Genomic DNA, 23,163 nt, shown 5'->3' with positions numbered 1-23,163 from the left:
GAGTGGGCGCGTCCCGGGACAAACGTCGGTCGTCGTTTTCGCTTCCGAACCGTCGGCGATCGCAGTGATCGATATTGTTCTTTCCACAAGCCCACCCATGTCGCGTGGGCGAAGCAGGGTTTCGTGTCTGGAAATCCGTGCGCCGGAGGCGGGAGTTAGCAAATGTGCGATCGTGATTCGACCGACTTAGATGCGGCTCAGTCTCGTGGAGACGGCTCGGCCGAACAGGCGCATGGGTCCTCGAGCGGATCGCACGGAAACGCCACCGCGGGTCGGATCGTCAAGGCATATGGCAAAGGATCCTCCTACAAGGTTGTCCTCGAGCACGACGGCGCGCCGCCAACCGAGCACCCGGTCGCGACGATGCGCGAGGGCGAAGAGTTCATCCGGAAGAATACGCGACGACCGCCCAAGCGGGACACGTCGCGCGATCGGCCAGCCGGGGAGGGTTAGGTCACCGCCCCCCGCGCGCTTGCCGACCGGTTGTCGTCCGGCTGATCCTAGTCCCCTGTGTCGTTCCCGGTCGTCGGCAAGTCTGGGTCATCTCCCCCAGCGACATGATGTTTCCCCGCAACGGCCATCGCTTCGGCTTCGGGATCGATCCTCGACCTTAGCGCCGGGTCCTCTCGTCTAGCTTCTTCCAGCAAAGCGATTATCTTCGCGACCTTCCGTTCGCTCATCAGGGCGATCTCCACTGTCAGTTGCAGTTGACTCTCGGCGAGCTGATTTCGGTGCTCCTGAGTGGTGAGGATCAGGAGTGCCACGATCAAGGCCACGACAGCGACAACAATCCCGAGGTCCGGGAAGGGAAGTTTCTCAACCGCCTGAAGCCCGAGCTTCTGCGCCGCAAGATTGGCCCCGCTCCAGAATGCAATCGTCAGGATTACGACCGAAACCGTTGCCGGGCGTCCAAGCTCCGTCGTCAGACGATTGGCGAGCCTCTGCATCAGGCCTGTCGAGCAGTCATGCTCGCGTTGCAACTCCGCCAACTGCTCGACGCTACCGTCGGGATCGGACTTCCACCGCTCAATCATTGCCGGATCCGCCTTGCTGCAAGCCGTTTACCCGTCGAGCTTCACGAAAGGTGACCAGGCGACTTGCTGACTCGTCCCAGAGCACGAGGTTCACGGAGCGCAGACTATCCCGAAACGTCAGGCGATTGATCCTCGAAAGCTCGGGGGTCATCTTCAGTGCCGCGGGAAGCCGATAAAAGGGGATGGTACTGTGCAAGTGATGCAAGTGGTGGATGCCGACGTTCGCGGTGAACCACTGGAGCAACACGGGAAGTGTATAGTGAGAGCTTCCCAGCAGCGCGGCTTCCTCGAACGTCCACTCTTCGGCGTGCCGCCACTGGGTCTGCTCGAACTGGTGCTGAATATAAAACAACCAGACGCCGACCGTTGATGCGAGCAATAAGATGGGTCCCTGCACCAGCAGAAAGGTACGTAATCCAACCGCCAGAATCATCGCGGCGTAGAGCGTTCCGATTGCGCAATTGTTGCCCATCGCGCTCAGCCAAGGGCGCCAGCCGTTGCGCATCAATCCAACCGGAAGACGATATTGGATGAGGAACAGCCACACCGGACCGAGTCCGAAGAGGATGACAGGATTGCGGTAAACGCGATATCGCAGCCGGCGCCAAGAACCCATCTGATGGAACTCGCGCAACGTCAGCGTGTCGACATCGCCGATTCCGCGACGATCGAGATTTCCTGTGCCGGCGTGATGCATCGAGTGAACTCGTCGCCAGTAAGCATAGGGGCTCAAGGTGAGAACACCCGCGCAGCGACCGATCCATTCGTTGGCTCGGCGTTTGACGAAGAAAGAGCCGTGGCCGCAGTCGTGCTGGATCAGGAACAGGCGAATCAGAAATCCTGCGGCTGGAACGGCAAGGATCAGGACGAGGCCATAGTGGGAATCCACCAGTCGCACCATCACAAGCCAGAGCAAAGCGAAGGGAACCACGCTTAAGGCAAGTTCCATCAACGCTCGACCATCGCTGGGCCGCATGAGCGGCGCCAAAGCAGCGGTTCTGCTTCGTCGTGTACGATGCGCGAAAACAGTTTGCGCCGGAGGTAAACTCAAACACTTATCCAATCGGAAGAACGGTAAGCGCGCCATCTGCCTCCGGGAGGGAGTCGTCGGCAAGCAAAGGTGAGCGGGAACCCTCAGATAACGCACGCGAAAATGAGAAGTGCCGATCGTTCGCTTGCGGCACGTTCGCGTCTGGCCATTCCGCCGTCGTCAGTACCGGCTAGAAGAGGATCTGGCGAAAGTCGGTCGCTGGGCGGGCGTCATCGTTCGATCGAATAGTGGATCGGCTTGAACGTCCCTCCGTTCGATGCGGGCGCCGAACAGGCGGTGAGACCGATGACGAGATCCATATTCGCGCGGAAGGTGATGCTGTCGCCCGCCGTGCTGGTGGGCGGAAGAACGGCGAACTTGCCCGTCGTTCCATCGACCGACACGTTCATGAAACAGTTGAAGGCGGTCGGAATCATGTCGGGGGTCACACCGAAAGGAGCAAGCGCCTCGACGAGATTGCCGAAGCATCCACGATGGACAAGCAAATCTGGATAGAAGTGCCGGAACGTATCCTCCGAACATGGGGTCAGCAGAAAATCGTGTCGGCCGACGGTGTCGGCGACGATGTCGAGCATCACGCGGCTGCGGTTCCAATAAAGCTTGTGTCCGGCGGTCAGGTTGATGGTCTCGGCATAATCCAGCGAGCGACCGGACGAAATGACCTCGCCCAAATCCTTGGCATTGAACGCCAGGAGATCCGCGACTTGCTCGCCCTTCGGGTCGATTACACTCAACGTCGCGCCGTCTGGGAGGCTGAAGGCCGTCGCTTCGCTCGGTGATGGCCAGAATCTTGCTCATTCGATGCCCGAATATTGAAACGGGCATCTCCAGCTATCATCGACCACGCGACCGGAATATTGCCGCGCCTCGCTCATCTTGCCATGTCGCGCGAGCATTGGATTCCGGCTCCCTGCAACGGCCTTGTCGCGTGACATGATCGTCTCGCGCATTCCCTCATATTTGCCCGCTGCGCGAAGCTGCTCGAACTGATTGTGCAGGTTGAACACCATCGTTGGGCGCGCAAAACGGCGCGCGGGCCTGCTCGCGTGCGGGTGCAGGCCGACGACGAAAAAGGCTTCTCCGCCGAAGCTAAGCGAAAAATGGTCGTCCTGCGGGTTGCGGCTGACCCGGAGGTCGTACTGCTGGCCCCGCCAGACGTCCTTGTCCGACAGTGATTGAACGCGTTGCCATAAGGCTTGCTCGAATTCGGCCTCTCTAAGCTCGTCTGGACCTCGAATATGACTGGGAGGCTGCGGAACAGCGTTGGCGCGGCCCGATAGGTCTTGGCCTAGCCGAGCAGTCGGTCGTGTATCCGGACATCGTCCCACGCAGAATCGATGGCGCGGCACGACAGTACCTCGAGCGTCCCCTTGGCCGCCGCCGCCTTGGCTCCGACGCACGGAAAATCGGAAGCAGACACATGGTGTCGCAGAAGCGTGCGTAAGTCTTCCTGCGCCGGATGGGCGGGAAAACGGGCTGATTAGGGAAGCATGATGTCTATACGGCCGGCGACCATGCGGCGTTCCGCCGATCTTTCAATCAACGGCAAGTGAGTAGGTCAATTCTTCTTGCGGGTCTGCCGGGCTGCATAACGAAGGTCCCGTTGTGCTTTCCGCTCGGCCTCAGTCGGCACTGGCTCAGCGGCCTTGCGGACAGCTTCGGTCTTCGCCGCAGTTGCCTCTTCAGCAGCCTCTTCCGCTTCCTTCCTTTTCCTTGCCGCGTTACCCGCCCGAAGTGCCTCCCGCCGCTCGGCGGCGGCCTTTGTTCGGACGACTGACTCTTCATCAGGCTCCGGCCTGCGCCGAAGTTGCGCCAACGCCTTGATCTTCTCGGCCGCGGCTTGGCCTGCGCGGTCCTGGAAAGAAGGATTTTTGAATGGTGTCATGACCCAAAAAACGAGCCAAGCTCGATAACGCCGCATTTCCCAATGCCGAATTCGTGTCGTCGCGAAATGATCGGAGCAGCCCGAAGCGGGGATCTTGTCAAACGGCATTGTCAGAGCAAATGCACCGGTCGGTAAGACGGTGGGGGTAGGGGGAGGCGTCATGCCTCGTCGCCGCGTCCCCGCCAGCCCGTTTCGCTACTTCAACAGCTCGCCCGAGGTGATCCGCTTGGCGGTGATGCTGTACGTAAAGTACCCGCTCAGCCTTCGAAACGTCGAAGACCTGCTGGCCGAGCGAGGCATCGACATCAGCTACGAGACCGTGCGCCACTGGTGGAACCGGTTCGGCCCGCTGTTTGCCGCCGACATCCGCCGGCAGCGGGTCAGCCGCATGCGCGGCTTCCGCCACTGGCGTTGGCATCTGGACGAAATGTACGTGAAGGTGAACGGCGAGATGCGCTATCTCTGGCGCGCCGTGGATCACGAAGGCGAGGTGCTTGAAAGCTTCGTCACCAGAGAGCGGGACAAAGGCGCGGCGCTCCGTTTCATGAAGAAAGCGCTGAAGCGCCATGGGTCACCCGAGGCGATCACCACTGACGGGCTTCGCTCGTACAAGGCAGCCATGACCGAGCTTGGCAACACCGAGAAGCAGGAGGTCGGACGCTGGGCAAACAACCGGGTCGAGAACAGCCACCTGAGCTTCCGACGACGGGAGCGGGCAATGCTTCGGTTCCGACGAATGGCGAGCTTGCAAAAATTCGCCTCGGTTCACGCCAACGTCCACAACCACTTCAACTCCGAACGTCACTTCGTCGATCGCACCACCTACAAGCTCCGCCGCTCGGCTTCCCTCGCCGAGTGGCAGTCGCTGATCGCCTGACCCGACGTCTCAAAGACTAAGCCTCGTCAATCGGAGACAAGTGCGACTTAGTCTGACAGCACCATGCGGCGGCCTGTCCCCGCAGCCCGTCTGCGGCAGCCATTCTGGCCGTCTCGTCGGCAGTTGCTTCTTCATCGTGAAGGGACAGCGTCGGAGCGAAGGCAGATCACTCTGCAGGAATCGGGAGCCCCACTCACGAGTTGCTATAGCCTTTGCCGTACCGACCTTCGCGTTCTCCAGGTAAACACTAGAAAGTCCGGTAACAGTCGCAAGCGCTCGGGGCATCCGTCCGCATGTCCGGGCGAGTTCTGCCTCGCCCAGACATGGCTCGCCTCGTTATGCGCCACATTCTAAGAGTCACCGGGAAGTCGAGCCAGACCAGCATATCGGCCCGCCGCAGACGGGAGGGCCACGTAGCCGAGTGCCCTCCTTCGAAGATCCATCGTTCCTTCTGCTTTACATCCAAGCAGAGCCTAGTTTTTTCGTTCTTGCTGCGTTCGACCCATCCGGGCTGCCAATGAATCTTGTCGATGTGGACCACGGGCAACCCCGTCCGCCGACCAAGCTGGGCGGCCAACGTGCTCTTGCCAGCGCCTGGCTGGCCCACGATCATGAAACGGTTCATCTCGCCCCCGCTTGCCAGCGAGCACAACTTAGCCAGCCAAAATGAATGTCCGCAACGGGTCGAAAGCGGTCGCTCGCGGCCAAGCTGAACGAATGGCTGGAAGGGCGCCGTGGCGTCGAGAAGCGGACGATCCGCTTCCGGCCACTTGTAGCCGCTCGAGCCGGCTTCCCCCGAACGCCTGCGCCTGGTGGTTAGCGGACCGACTGCTTTTGGGTGAGCACGGGGGAAAGCCGACGCCCGTTCAGGAGGAGCCGAAGGTCTGCTTAGCGCTACGTGCAAACGCTGTATTACTTCACAAAATCGCCGGTAAGCGGACGCTCGTTCAGCAAGTAGCTGCTCGTTGTAGGTGGCGCCGAGATGGATGCGGCTGAAAACGCGAATACGGGGCGCCGAGTGTCCTATGTTGGTGCGTCGTCGATTCAGCGGAGCTACGTGGCCGCTCCGGGCTGGAGACGTATTAATGTTTGCCGCCACGACGAGTACAGTACCAAAGGCTGAAAGCTTGTCGAGGCAGGCAGAATGTAGGGCTGGGGGTAGCCTTTCAGGAAATCACTGGCGATTGACCCCCGCGCCACGAATGTTGGCAATCTGCGCCCTTCTGACAGTGCAAGGGTGTTCGAAGACCGCGACCCATGAGGCGGAGAGCAGTAGGGTTGCTCCGACTCCCGCGGCCTATGGTATAACTTATGATCCGGCGCCAAATTCACCTCCCGGCGAATGGACGAGCCCAGCGCGCGACTACGCTAATACCCACTACAGCCCGCTGGCGCAGATCGACCGTGGCAATGTAGGCCGCCTCCGGATGGCGTGGACCTTCTCGGACGGTGCGCTACACGGGCACGAAGGTGCACCGTTGGTAGTCGGCGACACGATGTACATGGTCGCGCCATACCCAAACCGCGCCTTCGCGCTCGACCTCAGCAAGCCCGGCGCTCCCATCAAGTGGGTGTTTGATCCTCAGCCCAGCCCGGTGGCAATCGGGAAAGCCTGCTGCGATCCGGTGCTGCGCGGATGGGTCTATTCGCACGGCAAGCTGATCTACAACCTGCTCGACGACCACGTAGTCGCGGTCGATGCCAAGACCGGCAAGCAGGTGTGGCGTACCAAGATGGCAAACGTTGAGGACGGCATCACGATGACGATGGCGGCCTTCGCGGTGAAGGATAAGATCTACGTCGGCAATTCAGGCGGTGAGCTTGGCGTGGATGGCTGGGTTGCTGCCCTTGACGTCGAGACAGGTAAGGAACTCTGGCGAGCGCACTCGGTAGGTCCCGACAAGGACGTCAAGATCGGTCCGCGTTTCAAGCCCTTCTATCCTCAGTACCGTGGCAAGGACCGGGGGGTGAAGAGCTGGCCGCCTGGCATGTGGAAGCAGGGTGCCGGGTCGGTCTGGGGCTTCATCTCCTACGACCCTGAGCTCAACCTGATCTTCTATGGGACGTCCAATCCCGGACCCCGAGTGCCGGCGCAGCGTCCCGGCGACAATCTCTGGACGAGCGGCGTATTCGCGCGTGATGCAGACACCGGCGAGGCGGTCTGGTTCTATCAATACACTCCTCACGACCAGTGGGACTACGACGGCGTCAATGAGCAAATGCTGCTCAACATGCCGGTCAACGGGCGGATGCGGAAGACGGTCGTCCACTTTGATCGCAACACCTACGCCTACGTCCTGGACCGTGCGACCGGTGAAGTGCTGAAAGCAGACAACTTCGCGCTACAAAACTGGTCCAGAGGGATCGACCGACGCACGATGCGCCCGATCGTCGATCCCGCCAAGGAGCCAAAGCCCGAAATCAAGGTGGAGCGGATCTGCCCGCCTGACGTGGGTCAGAAAGACTGGCAACCGCCGGCGTTCTCACCGCGCAGCGGTCTGATCTACGTCGGCATCTTCAACCTGTGCATGGACCTGACCGACCACAAGGTCGCGTACATCCCCGGCACTCCGTACGACGGGATGGAAACGACACGCTACTCGGCGGACGGCGCAAACGGAGACTGGGGAGCGTTCCTCGCCTGGGACCCGGTGCATGGACGATTGGCGTGGAAGCGGACTGAAAAGTTCATGGTGCTGATGGGGCCACTCACCACAGCAGGTGACCTCGTCTTCTATGGCACCACCGACGGCTGGCTCCGGGCCGTTGACGCATACAACGGCAAGCTGCTCTGGCAGCAGAAATTGTCATCCGGGATCACTGGCCAGATTACCTCCTACCTCGGGCCGGACGGCAGGCAGTATATTGCCGTGCCGAGCGGCGCCGGGGGCGTCGCCATGCTCCAGACCGGGCGGCCCGGCTTCCCGGCTCGCGGTTCGACGTTGTATGTTTTTTCGCTCGACGGGATCCAGGGTGCCGCTGCCGCCGCCCGGCAGGGACGGGCACGATGAAGGCTGGGGGTGTGGCGCTGATCGCGGCGGGTGCGGCGCTGATCGGAGCGGTCGCCTCTGCTTGGGCGATCAGTTCGCGCCAGCAAGGAATCCAGCAGCGGATCGCCCGCACGGTCGGCGCTGATCCGGAGGCCGCCGGCGTGCCGCTTGGCGACGTGGCCGGTGGCCGTAGTGTCACCTACCCCGAAGCCATGGTGAACCCGCTCGGCGACGATCCGTCGGCGATCGCGGCAGGCCGTAAGCTCTATACGCGGATGAATTGCGCCTACTGCCACGGCTTCAAGGGAGAGGGCGGCATGGGGCCGGCGCTGAACGATGGCTATTGGCGCTACGGCGGCACGCCGGTCCGCATTTACAAGACTCTGGTCGAAGGAAGGCCGCAAGGCATGCCCGCCTGGGGGCGGTCGCTGCCGCCGCGATCTCTCTGGCAGCTGACTGCATACGTCTCGTCGCTCGGCGGCGGCATTTCGCCTGAAGGATACCAGCGCGATCTTCAGGGCGACTTCGCCGCGCGGTCGCCTAGCAAGGCGACACCCGGCACCGCGGACGGTGGCTTCGCGATCGAAGGGCAATGAGAGCCGCGGGCCTATCGCTCGCGTTGGCGCTGCTGTCGGGTTGCGCCTCACACCCGCTCGGCTATCTCGAGGGGGCTGCCGGACCCGCCGCGCGTCCGTTGCAGTCGATTGCCGTTGGGCTTACGCTGATCGCGGTGGTCGGCTCGTTGGTGACCGGCCTCCTGCTCGCGGCCGCAATCGTGAATGGTCGGCGCAAGGCGAAGCGGGAGGGCGATGGTGTCAAGGGACATGGCGGCGGGCTGCCCTGGATCTGGTGGGGCACCGGCCTGACCTTTCCGATCTTTGTCGCGATGGCGGTGTGGACCCTGGTCACAACCCGTGCAGTGGCAGAGCAGCAGGGATCGTCTCCGGTCACGCTCGAGATCACCGGTCACCGATGGTGGTGGGAGGTTCGGTATCGGACGCCGGAGCCGGCCGGCGACCTGCTGACGGCAGATGACATCGTAATCCCGGTTGGCGTGCCGGTTCGACTCAAGCTGATGTCGGCCGACGTCATCCACAGTTTTTGGGTGCCCAAGCTTGCTGGCAAGATGGACATGATCCCGGGCCACACCAACTCGACCTGGTTCCAAGCCGACACCCCCGGCATCTACCGCGGCCAGTGCATGGAGTTCTGCGGGCTGGAGCACGCCCGCATGGCGTTCACGGTCCGCGCAGTTCCGCGTGAAGCGTTCCTGCAATGGTACGCAAGAAACCTGGCACCAGCCGCAGCTGCGGCGCAGCAGGCGCTGTTCACCGCCCGCTGCGGGCTCTGCCATGCGGTTCGCGGAACGAGCGCGGGCGGCCTCGTCGGGCCTGACCTGACCCATGTTGCCAGTCGCCCGACGCTAGCGGCTGGAACATTGCCGATGACTCTACCCGCTCTCGATCTCTGGCTGCACGACACGCAAGGCGTGAAGCCAGGATCGTACATGCCACAGGTTCCGCTGTCCGACACCGAGCGGAAAGCGATCGTCACCTATCTCGCAGGATTGAAGTAATGGCGACCTTGCCGCTTTCTAGACCCGACGCGCCGCCGGCGTCGCCGCAACCCCCCGACATCGTGCAAAAGCTCGATGCGATCTGGGGAGAGCGATCCGATTTGCGCGGCTGGTTCTCGACCGTCGACCACAAGACCATTGGCATCCGCTACATCGTCACCGCCTTCGCCTTCCTGCTGATCGGTGGCGTCGAAGCGCTGATCATGCGGATCCAGCTTGCCCGGCCGGGTGCGACGGTGCTCTCGCCGGAACAGTATAATCAGCTGTTCTCGATGCACGGCGTCACCATGATCTTCCTGTACTCGCTGCCAATGCTGTCGGGTTTCTCCAACTATTTGTGGCCGCTGATGCTCGGATCACGGGACATGGCCTACCCGCGCCTCAATGCGCTGAGCTACTGGATCTTCCTCGCTTCGGGCCTGTTCCTCTACATCAGCTTCCCGTTCGGCCAGGCTCCGAATAGCGGCTGGTTCAACTATGTGCCGCAAGCCGGGCGTGACCAGAACCCCGGCATGAACATCGACATCTACGCCCTGGGGCTGACGTTCTTCGGAATCTCGACGACTGTCGGATCGGTTAACTTCATCGTCACGTTGCTGCGCATGCGGGCACCCGGGATGTCGGTCAATCGGCTGCCGATCCTCGTGTGGGGAACGCTCACGGCTAGTGTCGCCAACATCTTTGCGGTCCCGGCGGTAAGCTTGGCCTCCGTTCTGCTCTGGCTGGATCGGAACGCCGGCACACACTTCTTCGACGTCTCCGGTGGCGGACAGCCGATGTTGTGGCAGCACCTGTTCTGGCTATTCGGGCACCCCTGGGTGTATGCGCTTGTCCTACCGGCCATGGGCATCGTGTCGGATGCGTTGCCGATCCATTGCCGCCGGCCGTTGGTCGGCTACACGCCGGTCGCTATGGCCACCGTGGCGACGATGGTCGTCGGCCTAGGTGTCTGGGTTCACCACATGTTCGCGGTCGGCGCTCCGCCGTTGGCGCTGTCGTTCTTCTCCGCAGCGAGCTTCGTTATCGCCATTCCGAGTACCGTCGCGCTATTCGCCTGGATCGGCACTATCGCCACCGGGCGGGTCCAGGTCACGACGCCCTTCCTGTTCTTCGCCGGCTTCATCATGCTGTTCGTTATCGGCGGGGTGTCAGGGGTCATGACCGCCAGCGTTGCCCTCGATTGGCAGCTGACCGACACTTACTTCGTCGTCGCCCACCTCCACTACGTACTCCTCGGCATCAACCTCTTTCCGGTGATCGGCGGAATCTACCATTGGTTCCCGAAGGTGACCGGTCGGATGATGAGCGAACGTCTCGGGCACTGGTCGTTCTGGACCATCTTTGTCGGTTTCAATCTCGCCTTTTTCCCGATGCACGTCCTTGGCCTCTACGGCATGCCGCGCCGTGTCTGGACCTACCCGGCGGGGATGGGCTTCGACCTGCCGAACGCGATCATCTCCGGAGGGGCATTCATCCTCGCGATCGGCATCCTCCTGTTCCTCATCAACGTGATCAAAAGTGCGACGTCCGGCCCGCGGGCGGGCCCAGACCCGTGGGCGGGATCGACCCTGGAGTGGTCCATTCCATCGCCCCCGCCCTCGTTCAACTTCGCCGTCATTCCGTTGTTAGCCAGCAGGCACCCGCTTTGGGAGGACCATCTGAAAAAGAGCGAAGAGAGGACGATCTTCGACAGCGGCTTCCTGCTCGACGAGGGCAAGGAGACGCTGGCGGTGACGCCGCTCGACGGTCAACCATCTGTCATCCTGAAGATGCCGGGCGACAGCCTGCTGCCGGGACTGTTGGCTGCGGCGCTATTCGTTTTCTTTGTCGGCCTGCTGGTACGATCCGACTGGCTTTCGACGACTGCGGGAGCCGCCGTCGCCATCGTCCTGGTGATGTGGTTCCAGCCCACGAAGCAGCCGCAGGACCAGGAGCGGGTGCGCGTTTATGCCTGAGGCCCGCACGATCGACGACACGCTGCCGATCCATGGGCGTGGGCAGGTAGGCACGCCCTGGTGGGGAATGCTGTGCCTGATTGCGACCGAAGGCAGCATCTTCGCCTATCTGATTTTCGCGTACGCCTACCTCGGGAGCCAGGGCTTAGGGTCATGGCCGCCAAACGGACCGCCGGACCTGAAGCTGGCGGTTCCGGCGACCCTATTGCTGGTCGGCTCCAGCTTCGTGCTGGAATGGGGCAAGCGCGCTGCAAACCGAGGGGATCGCGAGCGCGGACTGTTCGGCGTTGGAGCTGCCTTGCTGCTGGGCGGCGCCTTTGTCGCGCTGGAACTCTTTGAATGGTCGACCAAGCCGTTCGCTTTGCCTGACAACAGCTATAGCTCGATCTACTTCATGCTGACCGGCACGCACCTCGTCCATGTTGTCGTGGGCCTCTTCGCCTTGCTGGTCCTGTTCATCTGGACTTTCGACGGGCGCGTGCAGGGCGCACATGTCCAGCACCGAGCGCTTGCGACGCTCTACTGGCACTTTGTGGACATCGTCTGGCTGTTCGTGTTCACGACCATCTACCTGAGCCCGAGGCTCACATGAGCGACCTCGCCCGGTTGACCGAGGCGCTGCAGGATCCGGCGCCGGACCGCCACCGGGTGGCCGGTTGGCGGCTGGTACTCGGCCTGGTCCTCGCGCCGACATCGTTCCTCTTGCAGATCGTGGGTTCGTACATCGTCACCGTGCACCTCTGCGACCTGGGCGGGGATCCAAGGCCTTGGACGTTCGGGATCAACGCGATTGCCGTCGCCGGCGCGCTCGCAGGAATCTGGTTCGCTTGGCACGCATTCCAGGCGACCAGGCATGAGCGTGGCGGTGGGGCTCGGAAAAGCCTCGACACTGGCGAGGGGCGGACACGTTTCATCGCGGCCTGCGGTTTCGCCGAGAGTGGTATCATGCTGCTCGCCGTCGTGCTCGGACTGACTTCTGTTCTGACGCTTTCGCAGTGCCTCGTGGTTCGCTGAGGATTGTCGCGCTGGCGACGCTGGCCTTGACGACACCCGCCTGGGCGCACGGCGGCGAGCACCACGGTGGTGGCTGGACGTTCGAGCCGCTGGTCACCTCACTCCTGTCGCTGTCGGTCCTGACCTACGGCATCGGGCTTTGCCGCATGGGACGAGCACGCGACGCAATCGTGCCCGCCTGGCGGATCGGCAGCTACATCGCGGCTATCTCCCTCCTGATCGTTGCTTTGCTGTCGCCATTCGATGCTCGGGCGGACAGCAGCTTCGCCTGGCATATGGGCCAGCACCTCCTCCTCATGATCGTGGCAGCACCTCTTTTGGCGCTCGCCAACGCGCATCTCGTCATGCTGTTCGCCTGGCCGCTTCGCTGGCGGCGGCGTCTCGGCCGGGCCGCGGTCTCAGTCCCGGGGGTCAAGCGGGGCGGGTACAGCAAGGTTGCGCCCTGGCTGGCGGGTGTGGCCTTCGCCCTCGGCCTTTGGCTCTGGCACGCGCCCACTCTCTACGACGCGGCGCTGGAAAGCCCGACGCTGCACACGCTGGAACACCTCACCTTTCTCTTCAGCGCCGCCATCTTCTGGCGAATGGTATCAACCGTGGGCAACCGCCGTCTTGACCCCGGCTCAGCGATCCTCTTGGTCACGCTCGTGGGGGTACAGGGCAATCTGATGGCTGCGCTGATCACCCTCGCGCCAAATCCGATCTACTTGCATTACCAAGGTGCCGGAGCGCTCGACGACCAGCAGATCGCCGGAATGCTGATGTGGGTCCCGGCCGGGCTGATTTATCTCGCCAGCACCGCACACGCGATGTGGCGTTTGATGGACAAAAACACGGGCAAGTTTTTCTCGGCGGCCGCGCAATCTGCTGCCTGGCGCCAGGCTGAGAGGAGATCCGACCTTTGGCAATGAGACCGGAGTAGTTGGCGTCTTCTGCGCTTAGAGCCAAGGCCGCGGCGAGTCGGTTTGGTTAGGCTGTAGACTCATAAGCTGAGCAGGAGCGTAAGGCCGTGGGGCAATAGCCTACCGATCGTAGTAGGCGCGGTAATCGACATGGGCTGAGAATAGCGCTGCAAAGGTGTGACCATCCTTGAACCGACCGTAGGCGCCGGCTTAGCGGCCGTAACCACCTGGAACGAAACCAGCCGTTCCGCCCAACGCGCGCTGCGCCTCGTGCGCGATAACTGGGTGGGCAGTGCAGGCCAGTGTTCGTCCGGCGAAGCTGTCAGAACCGTCGAGGATTGTTGCCGATCAGGTCGCACGAGCCCTGGAAAGAATAGCCGGCGGTGCCTTGCACGCTGATGCGACCCGTCCTGCGATCAATCAGGAAGCGTGGCTTGTTGAGGCCATTCAGGCGATAACTAGCCGACGACGAGAAAGGGTGATGCTCAGATTTCGGCAGATGAAGAGCTTACAGAAGTTCGCTTCCGTCCACGCTAATCTCCACAATCACTTTAATGCCGAACGTCACCTCGTTAGTCGATCCGACTACAAGTTCCGCCGCTCGGCCGCCCTGGCCGAGTGGCAGGGGCTAGTGGGGTAGGGCCGACCATCAAAGACCAAGTTGCACGCAACAGAGGCGCTTTCGCTTTTGTCTGACACCTTCCTGCGGAGCCTCTTTCGGCTCCTTGCCTGAACGAACGTCGCGATCATCGCGCTGATTAGTGCGAGCGCACCCTTGCCCTTCGACGTGACCCCAAGAGGTTCTCAATGCCTCAGTGTTCATTTGCCCAGGAGAGCGGCTGGGCCCATGAGCATGGGCCTGCCGTGGTCACGTGAGCGCGGTCAGGAGTAAGCGTAGGAGGCAATCATCGCGACATTCATGTTCTGCACCGGGATCGAGAACAGCGTCCCCACGATCGACGGAGGCAGGACGCGGGTCGATCAGATGGAGAGTTGCGGGCACTATGCCCGCTGGCGCGAGGATTTCGAGCTGGTCGACGATCTCGGGCTCCAATTCCTACGCTACGGACCGCCGATCCACACTAGCTGGGCAGCGGCGGAACGGTTCGACTGGAGCTTCGCCGACGAGACGTTTGCCGACCTGAAGCGAAGGAACATCGTTCCGATTGTCGATCTTTGCCACTTCGGATTGCCCGACTGGCTCGGCAACTTCCAGAACCCGGATTTTCCTGCCCTGTTCGCGGTCTATGCTCGCGAATTCGCCAAGAGGTTCGTTTGGGTACAACTCTATACGCCTATCAACGAAATGTATATTTGCGCCATGTTCTCCGCCAAGTACGGCTGGTGGAACGAGCAGCTGTCGAGCGACCAGGGGTTCGTCACCGCGCTCAAGCACATCGTCAAGGCGAACGTGCTTGCGATGCAGGCGATCCTCGATGTCCGCCCCGACGCCATCTTCGTCCAGAGCGAATCGAGCGAATATTTCCACGCCGAGAACCCGGCGGCGATCGCGGCAGCCGAGCATCTCAATGAAATGCGCTTCCTCTCGCTCGACCTCAATTACGGGCGCCGGGTGGATTCGTCGATGTACCAGTATCTGCTCGATAACGGCATGACGCGGGAGGAATATGACTTCTTCCCGGCCAATCACCTCAAGCAGCACTGCATCATGGGGAACGACTACTACGTCACCAACGAGCACCGGGTCTCGTCAAATGGCGTGACCTGCCCCGCGGGGGAGGTGCTGGGCTACGACGGCATCACCCACCAATATCATCACCGCTATCACCTCCCGGTCATGCATACCGAGACGAACATCGCGCAGGGTCCGCGCGGGACGGAGGCGGTCGACTGGCTCTGGAAGGAATGGGCCAACGTGCTGCGAGTCCGCAACGATGGCGTGCCGATCGTCGGCTTTACCTGGTTTTCGCTGACCGACCAGATGGATTGGGATACGGCACTCCGCGAAAAGAACAACCGTGTGAGCCCGGTCGGGCTGTTCGATCTCGATCGCAACATCCGCCCCGTAGGCACCGCTTACAAGCAGCTGATCGCGGACTGGAGGGACGTGCTCCCCACCCAGAGCATCTGCCTGACGGTCCCGGTGCTGATGCCCAATCGCTCCGATACGCTTCACGCACAGGAACAGAAGGACCGCGCACGGGAGCTCAACGAAGGCCAGGCGCAGCTGCGCGCGGCCGACGACCAATCGAGCAGCTGACCCTCCCGAGTAGACGCGGATGATCGGTTCCTACTGTCGTTGGAGCACGGTTTCCCGCGGCATCGCGGCTGGCGCTCGGCAAGAGGGTGGAGATCGGTCCCGAGGAAATGCGCGTCAGGATCGCAAGGGCATTGATGCGAAGGCGAGACCGCGCGCTGTTGCGACGCCACGTGCTTACCTCTCTGCTACCCTTAGAAAATACTCCTAACCCCCTTGGAAAGGAATGTTTCGACAGTTAAGCGAACAATAGCTCATTCCCTGAACAATCATCCGGTCTCCAACTCAAGCGAAGTGCAAGCAAACCGGCAGCATGCGACCAGCATTAATTTTAACGTGAGTATAAATAGGTTAATGTCGACCGTCGCGCGCAGAGCGATCCTTGACTCCCCACCAGAGTCGAGAGGAAGCAATGCTTAAAATTCTGCTCGCGACTGCATCCGTTGCAGCATTGACGATCGCCACGCCAGCACTGGCCCAATCAACCATCTCGGGCGACGCTAGTGGTAGCCACGCTGCGAACAACAGCAGCACGGCAACCGACAATTCGGTAAGAAGTAGGACCGACAGTAGCTCAGCGAACGCTGGCACTCTTGGTGCCAACAACGGGTCATCAGCTTGGGATGGCAGCAACTCCGGCGCCTACTCGGCCAACAATGGAGCGACCTCGACGAACAGCAGTTCGGCCAATGGCGCCTATTCCGCGAACAACGGCAGCAGCTCGACGGACGCATCCACCCACCTCAACTATAATGATGCCAGCAGTGCTGCCGCGGGAACGGTCGGCGCCAACAACGGCGGCACCGCGACCGACAACACAAACAACAGCACGACCGACAATAGTTCAACCGACAACAGCACGACCGATCGGTCGACAACCGACAACAGCTCGGCAAATGCCGGGACGGTCGGGGCCAACAACGGCGGTACCGCCACCGACAACACCGACAACAGCACCACGGACAACAGCTGGACCGACAACAGCTCGGCGAATGCAGGGACCGTTGGTGCCAACAACGGCGGGACCGCGACCGACGCGCGTGATCAAAGCAGCGCTAACGCAGGATCTGTCGGTGCCAACAATGGTGGTACCGCCACCGACGCTCGCGATCAGAGCAGCGCCAATTCCGGAACGGTCGGCGCGAACAATGGCGGAACCGCCACCGACGCTCGCGACCAGAGCAGCGTGAATGCAGGAGCAGTTGGCGCCAACAATGGCGGAACTGCCACCAACACTACGAACAACAGCACGTCTACTGCCGGGTCCGTGGCCGCAAACAACGGCGGAATAGCAGCCGACAACAGGAACAGCAGCACGGCCAATGGCGGTCGGGTGGCTGCCAACAATGGCGGCTATGCGATTGATAATTCGCTGACTGACAGCGGCAACGACAATCGCGACATGTCGGACATGACTGGATCGGCCCGGACGTCCGGAAGCTTCGGCTCCGGCTCAATGGTGTCGTCGGCGGCGCTTGGCAGCTACGTCACCGGCGTGTCGGTCAACTATAATGGCTCGACCGGCACGGCGGGCGCTGCGAACACCAGCCTGTCGAACCAGGGCGGATCCTTCGCCAACTTCGCCGGCATGGGCGCAATCAACCAGAACACGGGGGCGGCTGCTTCGCAGAACGCGAACATCAGCGTCACGGCGACCACCGGCAACATCACTCCGTAGGTTGCGGAACGACCGGTCAGGCGCGTTCTTCCCGCGCCTGGCCGGACCTTCCCACATCGAGAGAGAGGCGCCCATGTTCTGGATTATTGTCGCCGCCGATCTGGCCGGCACGACGCCGCTGCCCAGCGTGCGCAATCTTCCCACCGTGTCGGGGTTCGAAGCACCGGCGCTTACCGAGGACAAGCTCGCCGCCACCACGGCGCGAGGGACGGGAAATCAGAATGCGACCAGCACGCTGAATGCCCGGTCGAGCAACAACAGTGTCAATGGTTCGAGCGTGACTGGAACCGTGACCTTTTCCGACAGCAGTTTCCAGAATGCGTCGGGATTGACGATGGTCAATGCCAACAGCGGCAACAACGTGGCGATCAACTCCGCCATGACCCTGAACATCGCCATCATACCGGCACCATGACCGCTCGACTTGGCCGGGCAGTGGCAAGCATGGCGACAGCCCTGTTCCTGTCGGCCGCAATGCCCGTCGGACCCAGGTTCCTGCTACCCACCCCGATCGGCGATGTCAGTGCTCCGATCCGGACCATGCTCGACCGCAAGTTCGCGACCGTGCTCAAGCAGCGGTATGACTTCAGTTGCGGCTCCGCTTCGCTGGCGTCGCTACTGCGGTTTCACTACGATCTCCCGGTCGATGAAGCCCAGGTGTTCCAGGGCATGTGGCGCAACGGTGACCGAGCTCAAATCCGAAAGCTCGGCTTTTCGCTCCTCGACATGAAGCGATATCTCGAGGCGCGCGGCCTGGCCGCCAACGGCTTCAAAGTATCCCTCCGCGACATCCAGCGCCGCCAGGTCCCCGGCATCGCGCTGGTCGACATGAAAGGGTACAAGCACTTCGTCGTGATCAAGGGCATTGCCGGCGAGAATGTGCTCGTCGGAGATCCCTCTCGCGGTCTGATGATTGAGCCCATCGCTCACTTCGAACAAGCTTGGAATGGCATTTACTTCGTCATCGATCCGGACACCCGTGCAGGCCGGTTCAACGCCGGGGCCCAATGGGCCAGCGTCGCTCGCGCGCCGACGAACGGTCGGTTCACCAATCCTGTCAGCCTTCAGGCGCTGTGGCTCACGGCGCCCTTCTTCGGAGAGTTCTGATGCGTCGAGTAGCTTTGTTGCTTCTCCTTGCCGGCGCGCCTCTGACCAGCGCGCACGCCGCCCCGCTCACGAGTGGCGGCTTGCGATCTACGTCTTTCGGAACGCCGGTCCCCGAACCCGTGCTCGCCTCGCTGCGGGGCGGGTTCGACCTCCCGAATGGGCTGCGGGTCGCCATGGCGGTGGTCAGCGAGGCGCGGATCGATGGCCAACTCGTGCTGCGCAGCCAATATAGCATCCAGGAATCGTCGGCTTCGCTGTCGGTCGCGGGAGCCGACGGGTCGGGCGGCCTGGCAACGGTCTCGCCCTCGTCGCTCGGACCCGTGGCCATCGAACAAGAGGGCAATGGCACGAGGATCCGCTTCGCCGATGGTGGAACATACGTCAGCACCCTGATCGGGGATGCTGCCGGGACTGTGATCCAAAACCAGGCCGATGGCAGGGCCATCGACGTCGCGACGACCATCGACCTCAAGCTGGCTGGCGCGAACATGAACAATCTGGGGACGGCCCTGCCGCGGATCGACGAGCTTGCGTTGGCCACCGCCAACCTTCTTTCCCGTTGACGTTCGGAGGCAAGATGCGCCGGAAGACTCTCTTTCTCGGAGCCTTGATCCTCGCAACTTTGAGCGGCGCGCCTCCTGCTGTCGCGGCACCTCAGCAGGCAGAGGTAGACGCGCTCCGGTCGCAGCTCCAGGCCGCCATGCAGCGGATCCAGCAGCTCGAGCAGCGCGTCGATAGCCTGTCTCCAGGCCCGGCTGCTGCTGCCACGCCTTCAACGGTAGCGAGCCCGACCGCCTCAAACACCACAGAACCTGGACTCGCACAACCTGTGGGAGAGGCACCGAAGGATGTTGACCGGCCGCCCGAAGTGGCAGTCCTTGGCGAACAGGGGGCGCTCATTACTCGGCGAGGGCAGCTGACCGGTGAGTTACTGCTTGGCTATACCAGGGCGGACCGCAATCGGGCGCTGTTCCGCGGCATCGCATTGCTGGACACGCTACTGATCGGCATCTTCGATATCAACGAAAGTCATCAGGATGTGCTCGAGGCAACGCCGGGATTTCGCTACGGACTGACTGACCGGCTTGAGATCGGTGCCAAGCTGCCGCTCATCCATCGCTCCGACAGCAGCGTGCTCGCACCAATCCGGCCGTTCGCTGACGGATCGGCCGATGGAACCATCGCGAGCAGCGCGCGCGGGAATGGCATCGGCGATGTCGAGGCAAGCTTGCGGTACCAGGTAACACGCGGGGGAGGTGGCTGGCCGTTCCTCGTTGCCAACCTGCAGGTGAATGCTCCGACGGGAGAAAGTCCCTTTGCCGTGCCGCGTGACGATCTCGGACGGGAGCTGCGGGCGGCGACAGGCGCCGGCTTCTGGAGCGTAGCACCGAGCATGACGGCGATCCTTCCAACCGACCCTGCCGTCCTGTTCGGAAGCCTCGGCTATGCACATAATTTTGGACGAAGCGTCGATACGCTGATTGCCCCGGTCCGGATCACCCACGTCGATCCGGGCGACTCCGTTTCTGCGACTGCCGGTATCGGAATCGGCCTCAACGAGCGGGCAACGATCAATTTCGGCTACACCCACAACTGGACGTTTGGGACACGGACTACCACCGTCTCGACAGCTCCAAACAGCACGGCCACGCCGGTTACGACCAAGACGCGGGACCTGCAGCTTGGACGTTTCCTGTTCGGTGTGACCTACCGGGTCACTGACGACGCCAGTCTCAACTGGGGGGTGGAAATCGGTGCTACTCGCGACGCGCCCGACGTGCGCACGACCCTGCGAATACCGGTGACGCTGATACCCGGTCGTTGAGAGCGGCGGGTTGCCTGGGGACGTGCCCTGGAAAGTTGGGCAACACCGAATCCTGATACCGGCCGCTGAGCCAACGGCCGCATAGGGGCCAGCCAGGTCGCCCTCCGAAGACGGAAGTGCACGAGGCTCAAGATCATGGCGAACACCGAATGACTATTTGTCAGCTTGTTGCTTTGAACGCTGCGGCCAGCTTATCGGATCGTCAGGGTCTTGCCTGATCGGGGAAGGAAGACGGTCACCGAGTGGATCGGCAGCGGACCGCGGGCCGTGACGTGCGTCCCGTCATAGTCGATTGCGGACAGATCGCGAGCTCGCCACCATTCGCCAAACCGGCTCAGCCCGCCGATCCAGTATCGGCCGCGAAGCCGATCGATCAATGCGAGCTCGGCATCGCGCTTCGGCCCATGGTCGGGATGAACCAGCAACGTCGCCACGCCGCCGTGGGAAGCGATCCGCTCCACCAGCGCGATTGACGCGCCGAGCCGTGCTGCGAAGGGCGGCGCTGCCTCGTCCTCGATCGTGACCGGGAACTCCCAGACGGGTACCAGACTCGGCCCGTGACGGCCGTAGGCCAGCTGGAAGGGATAGTTGGTCAGGGCATTCTGGGCAGTCAGGTCCGATGTGTACCGGTATCCGGTCGCCGCGAGCGCCTGCGGCAAGACCTCCGGATTGCGCAGGTGCCCGGGCCGGAAGGCGATGGTCTGCTGCCCGGTCGTGGCGTCGAGGAGATGCTTGGAGACGCGCAGCTCGCCCAGCACCGTTCCGCCGCGGGCGGTCGTCTGGCTGCTGACGAACGGCCGATAGTCCGGGTAGGCTTCGGTTCCATCGCCCAACTCGAACTGATTGAACGCCCGCGCATGGGATACGCTATGGCTGCCGACCTCCATCCCCATAGCCCGTAGGCGTCGGAGCTGCGGCAGCGTGTCCGCGCGGAAGAAGACATCGTCGTTCCAGTTGCGGACATATTTCGTCTGCATGAAGAAGGTAGCGTCGACCTTGCGCCGGCGCAGTGCCTCGGAGAGGGCAAGCGCGTCGGTCAGCGCCTTGCCGGCGTCGAGATCATGGGTGACGATCAGGCTTCCACTGTACGGCGCCGGGGCGGTTCCGATCAGGAAGGCGTTCGGCTTGCTGGCAACGTAGAAGTCGCGCACCGCGTCAACCAGCCTGTCGAGGCCACCGGCCTCTCCATTGACATAGCCGCCGGCGAGCGGCTCGGCGCGCAGGTTGAAGGCTCGGTTAGCATAGGAGCCGACATCGACACCGAGGATGCACGCTCGTCCGACCGCGGCCCGGCAGGTCAGTGCCGGCGCGCCATCGTCGAATCGCGCCGAGACCATGGCCGTACTGACTGCAAGACCTTGGCTTCCGAGCTTTGCTTCCATGCCCTGCGCGTTCAGCGGGGTGCTCGCAGCCTCCCTGCGGCTGTTCCCAGCCCAGCGGATGGCTGAGCGGGCGCGTCCCGGGACCTCCCCACGAATGCCGAAGAGGGGTTCGAGGCCGCCGCCCGCCAGGTCGAACGTCATCAGACCGCCACCGCGGTGAACGAAGGCCGCCAGGGCGCGGATCTGGTCCCCGCTCAGTACCTTGCCCGAAATCAACGGATAGGCCAGCACCGCGCGATGCCGCAGCGCCTCGGCCGGGTCGCGGGTGAAATTCGCCGGGATGCCCCGCGCACGCAGCGAGCGTACCAGGCCGATCCAGTCGGAATCGACATCGGTCACCAGCACGCCGAGCCGCGTTGCGCCGCCGCCGCCATAGTCTTCGACATGGGGTGCGACCGGCGGCGGGACGAGTGTCCTGGTCGTGGGTCCGGCAAGACCAGGGATGACGCTGACGGCAGGTTTTGAACGAAGCTGGACGAAGAAGAGCAGGCCGATGGAAAGTAGGACAGCCGCCAAGGCATTACGGACGCGAGTGGACATCACATCGGCTTACGCGACTGCTCGCTAGGTTCAATCCGGAAAGTCGCGGCTGCCCATGCCCTCTTTACGGGTTCTAGGTGATCCGGGTCAGCCGCGAGACCCAACTCGCCAAGCCCGGCACGGCAGCAAGCCGCATGAGGATAGGACGGCTTAGAGGGCGCTCGGCGGCGCCGCGAAGAAGATCGGCGAGGCCCAGGGGGACTTTGGTCTGTCTTGAAAATGCCGTCTGATACGCTGCCGCCCCGCTGGGTCCGTCTCGCAGGAAAGCCTTCGCGGCCGAGATGCCACTCTGCAGTGCAATGGCGACCCCATCGCCGGCCAGCGAGGAGATCACCGCGGCCTGGTCACCAAGCCTGAACAGCCCGTCCCGCGTATCATCCGCGCGCCAGCCATAAGGAACGCCCGCGATAGCTTGCCAATGCCGTTCGTCTTCGTGCCCGACCCGCTCGCCCAGCAGCGGCGCTTCATCCTTGAGCGCCTTGACCAGCGCGCCGGGCGATTTCGCCCGCGAAAATCGCTTCTTCGTGACCGAGAGACACAGGTTGGAGCTGCCGTCCTCCTGCATCAGCAAGCCCGCATAGCCACCATCGAAAAGGTGGAGTTCAACGCAACCATCGAGCGGCTTGCCCTGGAGCCCGCCTCTGAGAACGGTGCGCAAGCCGACCGCGCCTTCTCTGGTGAAGTCTGGCGGTCGCGCGAGGCCGCGCAGCTCATGCTTGCCCGTCGCCAGGAACAGCCCTTCGGCGGTCAGTTCCTCACCGTCTTCGAGGCGCGCCGTTCGCGTAGCGGGATCGACGTCGCGAATCGCGAAGCCGCGCCTGACGGTCGCGCCTCCAGCACCGGCAAGCGACAGGAGAGCAGCGTCCAGCGACTTTCGTGAAAATCCCGCCGCTTGCCGTGGCAATCCGACCTCAAGCACATGGCGCCCGCTCACGAGCCGAAGGCGGGTGATGGGCCGTGCGCCGAGCGAGAAGATGTCGAGCTTCAGTCGCTCGAGCGTCGCGAGAGTGTCCCACCCCAGGAACCCACCGCAAACCACGTCGTGCGGTTCCGTCCGGCGCTCGACAAGAGTGGCCGCGACGCCGCCTCGCGCGAGCATGATCGCGGCTGCTGAGCCGGCGGGGCCGCCGCC

The 23,163-nt window shown here is 62.7% G+C and carries 20 protein-coding genes and 2 pseudogenes; 15 read left to right on the top strand and 7 right to left on the bottom strand.

Going from position 1 to position 23,163, the window contains the following annotated elements:
- Positions 1-500: 500 nt before the first annotated feature.
- The 5 genes and pseudogenes from HMF7854_RS10900 to HMF7854_RS10880 form a co-directional block, all read right to left on the bottom strand.
- On the bottom strand, positions 501-1,034 hold the full coding sequence (locus tag HMF7854_RS10900; protein ID WP_126719112.1) for a DUF1003 domain-containing protein: 534 nt from the start codon (positions 1,032-1,034) through the stop codon (positions 501-503).
- Positions 1,027-1,983 (bottom strand): fatty acid desaturase, encoded by a 957-nt coding sequence (locus tag HMF7854_RS10895; RefSeq protein ID WP_126720184.1) that lies wholly within the window; start codon positions 1,981-1,983, stop codon positions 1,027-1,029. The genes HMF7854_RS10900 and HMF7854_RS10895 overlap by 8 nt, the downstream gene beginning before the upstream one ends.
- A 311-nt stretch (positions 1,984-2,294) precedes the next feature.
- Positions 2,295-2,819 (bottom strand): DUF1989 domain-containing protein, encoded by a 525-nt coding sequence (locus HMF7854_RS10890; protein ID WP_126719111.1) that lies wholly within the window; start codon positions 2,817-2,819, stop codon positions 2,295-2,297.
- A 60-nt stretch (positions 2,820-2,879) separates the two neighbouring features.
- A pseudogene (gene gntA / locus HMF7854_RS10885) lies at positions 2,880-3,517 on the bottom strand (guanitoxin biosynthesis heme-dependent pre-guanitoxin N-hydroxylase GntA).
- Between the two features lie 126 nt (positions 3,518-3,643).
- The gene (locus HMF7854_RS10880) at positions 3,644-4,078 is read right to left on the bottom strand and encodes a DUF6481 family protein (protein WP_126719110.1); all 435 of its coding nucleotides are present in this window, start codon (positions 4,076-4,078) and stop codon (positions 3,644-3,646) included.
- Positions 4,079-4,130: 52 nt separating this feature from the next.
- Between HMF7854_RS10880 and HMF7854_RS10875 the strand changes: the two genes are divergently transcribed.
- From HMF7854_RS10875 to HMF7854_RS10805, 15 genes and pseudogenes are all read left to right on the top strand, one after another.
- Positions 4,131-4,847: an IS6 family transposase gene (locus tag HMF7854_RS10875; protein WP_126719109.1), complete on the top strand. Its 717-nt coding sequence runs from the start codon at positions 4,131-4,133 to the stop codon at positions 4,845-4,847.
- Between the two features lie 986 nt (positions 4,848-5,833).
- Positions 5,834-7,858 (top strand): PQQ-dependent dehydrogenase, methanol/ethanol family, encoded by a 2,025-nt coding sequence (locus HMF7854_RS10870; protein WP_338056336.1) that lies wholly within the window; start codon positions 5,834-5,836, stop codon positions 7,856-7,858.
- An 11-nt stretch (positions 7,859-7,869) separates the two neighbouring features.
- On the top strand, positions 7,870-8,433 hold the full coding sequence (locus tag HMF7854_RS10865; protein WP_221766436.1) for a c-type cytochrome: 564 nt from the start codon (positions 7,870-7,872) through the stop codon (positions 8,431-8,433).
- A 23-nt stretch (positions 8,434-8,456) separates the two neighbouring features.
- On the top strand, positions 8,457-9,413 hold the full coding sequence (gene coxB, locus HMF7854_RS10860; protein ID WP_185829254.1) for a cytochrome c oxidase subunit II: 957 nt from the start codon (positions 8,457-8,459) through the stop codon (positions 9,411-9,413).
- A complete protein-coding gene (gene ctaD / locus HMF7854_RS10855) occupies positions 9,413-11,368 on the top strand; it encodes a cytochrome c oxidase subunit I (RefSeq protein WP_126719105.1) in 1,956 nt (651 codons plus the stop codon). Before coxB ends, ctaD begins: the two co-directional genes overlap by 1 nt.
- Positions 11,361-11,960, top strand: coding sequence for a cytochrome c oxidase subunit 3 (locus HMF7854_RS10850; RefSeq protein ID WP_126719104.1), 600 nt, complete (start codon positions 11,361-11,363; stop codon positions 11,958-11,960). The genes ctaD and HMF7854_RS10850 overlap by 8 nt, the downstream gene beginning before the upstream one ends.
- Positions 11,957-12,382, top strand: a complete 426-nt coding sequence (locus HMF7854_RS10845) for a hypothetical protein (RefSeq protein ID WP_126719103.1) — start codon at positions 11,957-11,959, stop codon at positions 12,380-12,382. The genes HMF7854_RS10850 and HMF7854_RS10845 overlap by 4 nt, the downstream gene beginning before the upstream one ends.
- Before the next feature lie 26 nt (positions 12,383-12,408).
- Positions 12,409-13,290 carry a cytochrome c oxidase assembly protein gene (locus tag HMF7854_RS10840; protein WP_126719102.1) on the top strand — a complete coding sequence of 294 codons (882 nt, stop codon included), beginning with the start codon at positions 12,409-12,411 and terminating at the stop codon, positions 13,288-13,290.
- 454 nt (positions 13,291-13,744) lie between these two features.
- Positions 13,745-13,921: pseudogene (locus HMF7854_RS16270) on the top strand (IS6 family transposase); the annotation flags it as partial.
- A 279-nt stretch (positions 13,922-14,200) separates the two neighbouring features.
- Positions 14,201-15,502 carry a family 1 glycosylhydrolase gene (locus tag HMF7854_RS10830; protein WP_126719101.1) on the top strand — a complete coding sequence of 434 codons (1,302 nt, stop codon included), beginning with the start codon at positions 14,201-14,203 and terminating at the stop codon, positions 15,500-15,502.
- 379 nt (positions 15,503-15,881) lie between these two features.
- Positions 15,882-17,177 (top strand): beta strand repeat-containing protein, encoded by a 1,296-nt coding sequence (locus HMF7854_RS10825; RefSeq protein ID WP_126719100.1) that lies wholly within the window; start codon positions 15,882-15,884, stop codon positions 17,175-17,177.
- 73 nt (positions 17,178-17,250) lie between these two features.
- The gene (locus tag HMF7854_RS10820; protein WP_126719099.1) at positions 17,251-17,592 is read left to right on the top strand and encodes a hypothetical protein; all 342 of its coding nucleotides are present in this window, start codon (positions 17,251-17,253) and stop codon (positions 17,590-17,592) included.
- A 29-nt stretch (positions 17,593-17,621) separates the two neighbouring features.
- Positions 17,622-18,284, top strand: coding sequence for a C39 family peptidase (locus HMF7854_RS10815; protein WP_239016942.1), 663 nt, complete (start codon positions 17,622-17,624; stop codon positions 18,282-18,284).
- 119 nt (positions 18,285-18,403) lie between these two features.
- Complete coding sequence (locus HMF7854_RS10810; RefSeq protein ID WP_126719098.1) at positions 18,404-18,847, top strand: hypothetical protein; 444 nt, start codon at positions 18,404-18,406, stop codon at positions 18,845-18,847.
- Between the two features lie 137 nt (positions 18,848-18,984).
- Positions 18,985-20,109: a transporter family protein gene (locus HMF7854_RS10805; protein ID WP_126719097.1), complete on the top strand. Its 1,125-nt coding sequence runs from the start codon at positions 18,985-18,987 to the stop codon at positions 20,107-20,109.
- A 191-nt stretch (positions 20,110-20,300) separates the two neighbouring features.
- Here the strand turns inward: HMF7854_RS10805 and HMF7854_RS10800 are convergent, their stop codons facing one another.
- Complete coding sequence (locus tag HMF7854_RS10800) at positions 20,301-22,031, bottom strand: polysaccharide deacetylase family protein (protein ID WP_126719096.1); 1,731 nt, start codon at positions 22,029-22,031, stop codon at positions 20,301-20,303.
- Positions 22,032-22,104: 73 nt separating this feature from the next.
- On the bottom strand, positions 22,105-23,130 hold the full coding sequence (locus HMF7854_RS10795) for an NAD(P)/FAD-dependent oxidoreductase (RefSeq protein ID WP_239016941.1): 1,026 nt from the start codon (positions 23,128-23,130) through the stop codon (positions 22,105-22,107).
- Between the last annotated feature and the right edge of the window lie 33 nt (positions 23,131-23,163).

This window comes from Sphingomonas ginkgonis (assembly GCF_003970925.1).
Lineage (GTDB): Bacteria > Pseudomonadota > Alphaproteobacteria > Sphingomonadales > Sphingomonadaceae > Sphingomicrobium > Sphingomicrobium ginkgonis.
The sequence above is the reverse complement of the archived record's forward strand: the minus strand, read 5'-3'. Positions and strand labels throughout refer to the sequence as shown.